At 63.3% G+C, this 2,189-nt stretch carries 3 protein-coding genes; all 3 read left to right on the top strand.

The annotated features are described in order from the left end of the window. On the top strand, positions 1-675 hold a 675-nt coding region (locus Q8M85_RS02635; protein WP_305539884.1), incomplete at its 5' end, for a lytic transglycosylase domain-containing protein. Next, a complete protein-coding gene (locus Q8M85_RS02630; RefSeq protein WP_305539881.1) occupies positions 672-1,469 on the top strand; it encodes a type IV secretion system protein in 798 nt (265 codons plus the stop codon). The genes Q8M85_RS02635 and Q8M85_RS02630, both read left to right, overlap by 4 nt. A 38-nt stretch (positions 1,470-1,507) precedes the next feature. Then, complete coding sequence (locus tag Q8M85_RS02625; RefSeq protein ID WP_305539878.1) at positions 1,508-2,155, top strand: virB8 family protein; 648 nt, start codon at positions 1,508-1,510, stop codon at positions 2,153-2,155. Positions 2,156-2,189 lie beyond the last annotated feature (34 nt).

The raw sequence follows: 2,189 nt of genomic DNA, 5'->3' as shown, positions 1-2,189 counted from the left end.
GCGCTGATCTGGCAGGAAAGCCGGTTCCAGATTGGTGCGCGCTCCCCCGTGGGAGCTTTCGGGCTCACGCAGATCATGCCCGCCACCGCAAGCGATCTCGGCATCAACCCGGCCTACTATGACGACCCTTATCTGCAGGTCACAGGGGGCGCGCGGTACCTGGCGCAAATGCTGAACATGTTCGATGGCAACATCATCCACGCTCTTGCGGCCTACAATGCGGGCCCGGGCAACGTGCAGAACTATGGTGGCGTCCCGCCCTTCGCGGAAACCCAACACTACGTCGTGGTGATCCCGCAGCAGTACAACAGCTACCTCGCCGCCGTCGGCGGGATCGATGCGCTCGGCACCATCGACCCCGTCCTTCTGGCGAACGCGAGCTTCAGTCTCTCTGCCCATGGGGCAGGCGTCTATGGCGACTATTCGTTGGTCTCGGTCCGCGCGGCGGCCCTGCGGGTCCAAGACATCATCACGCGCATCGGTGAGACCGAAGACCTGCACGAGGCCATCGCACTCAACACCTACGCTCGGGCCGAGTTGGCCCGACTGGTCGCGATCCGCACCCGGATCAAGGCCGCTCACACCCAGCCGCTGAGCGAGGAACAACTCGCCATGGCCGCCGCGCAAGCGGCCGAGCGGCAGTTTATGGATTTCACCTTGGAGAGTTTGCGATGATCAAGCGCTTGTCCCGTTCCCTTGCCACCGGTGCCGCGACACTTGCGCTTGGCCTCGCTTTTGCAGGTCCCGTCGGGGCACAGGGCGTGCCCACGGTCGATACTCAGAACATCGCCCAGGAAATCCGTCAGCTTCAGCAGATGCTGCAGGATTTCGGGATCCAGACTGACCTTTTCGACAATGCGCTGGCGCAGCTTGACCTCCTGCAGCAGCAGTTCGACCAGCTCCAGGAGATGTATGCCTCGCTGACCGGACCACGCAGCATCCTCGGCCTCGCTATGGGTGGAGATCTCGACAACCTTTTGCAGGCGAACTTCGAAGACATTCCTGGCCTGATCAGGGGCATCCAGGGCGGCGATTGGTCGAGCCTGATCGGCCCCAATGCGGGTCCGATGCGCACGCAGATGGAAGAGGCACTCGCCAGTGCGGGCTTCGACGAGGACACGCTCAACGAAATTGCGACGAGCGGGAATCCAGGCGCCGAAGGCGTGGCAACCCGTGCAACGACAGGCGCTGTCCTGTCGGCTGCGGCCCAGAACAGCCATGCCGAGGCAGCACTTTCGCTCGAGCGCGTCGAGCGACTGGTCTCCATGATCCCCGAAATGGAGGACCTGAAGGCGTCGATGGACCACAACACCCGCGTCACGGCGGAACTCGCCATCGCTATGACGCGGATGTGGGAACTGGAAGCGATCCAGACCCTTGGCGCTGGCAATGCCGGGGTGGTGGATGCGGCGACTGTCGCCGAAGAGCGACGCTACATGGACTTCACCCTGCCGAGCCTCGAACCGTGAGTGGGGCACCAGACATGACTTTGAGACTGACTGGGGGCATGAGCGCGCGCGAACTGGTCGAGGAGGAACTGATCCATGGCGCGTTGCGCCGGGAACAGCTCTGGAAGATGATCGGCCTCGGCGGCGCTGGTTTTGGGGTTTTGGGCTGCATCGCAGCCGCAGCCGTCGCCTTGATGGTCGAAACCCCGCCGCCGGTCGTCGTGCCCTACGATCCCGAGACCGGTCTCGCTCTGCCGAATGCAACCGTCGAGACGGTGTCGCTGGCTGAGCGTCCCGCCATTATCGAGGCGCAGATTTATCGCTACATCGTTGAGCGCGAGACATACAACCAGCTCGACAATGACCTGCGCGTGCGCCGCGTGTTGGCGCAATCCACCGGCGCTGCCGAGGCCAGCATGCGCGCCATGTGGACCTCGGGGCAGGAAAGCTATCCGCCGACCCGCTACGGCCCTGCGGCAGAAATGGCCGTCGAGATCGCCTCGATCACGCTTATCGGCGACGACCGCGCGCAGGTCCGGCTTCGGAAGCGCCTGACCAGTCCGAACGGAGCTCAGGTGGGCCTGTTCACGGCGACGCTGATGTTTGCCTTCCAACCCGAACAGACCCGCTCGATCGACGATGTCTGGCAAAACCCTTTCGGCTTCACTGTCACCCAATATGCCATCCGATCGGACCGTTCCGAATGATCATGTTTCCCGTTTCCGCCCTTCTGATCGCTGG

It is taken from the genome of Tabrizicola sp. (assembly GCF_030694085.1).
Taxonomy (GTDB): Bacteria; Pseudomonadota; Alphaproteobacteria; order Rhodobacterales; family Rhodobacteraceae; genus Tabrizicola.
The sequence above is the reverse complement of the archived record's forward strand: the minus strand, read 5'-3'. Positions and strand labels throughout refer to the sequence as shown.

Bases quoted from the DNA above. Each gene is read 5' to 3' on its own strand.
- Q8M85_RS02630 (WP_305539881.1), top strand. From the start codon at position 672: ATGATCAAGCGCTTGTCCCGTTCCCTTGCCACCGGTGCCGCGACACTT.
- Q8M85_RS02625 (WP_305539878.1), top strand. From the start codon at position 1,508: ATGAGCGCGCGCGAACTGGTCGAGGAGGAACTGATCCATGGCGCGTTG.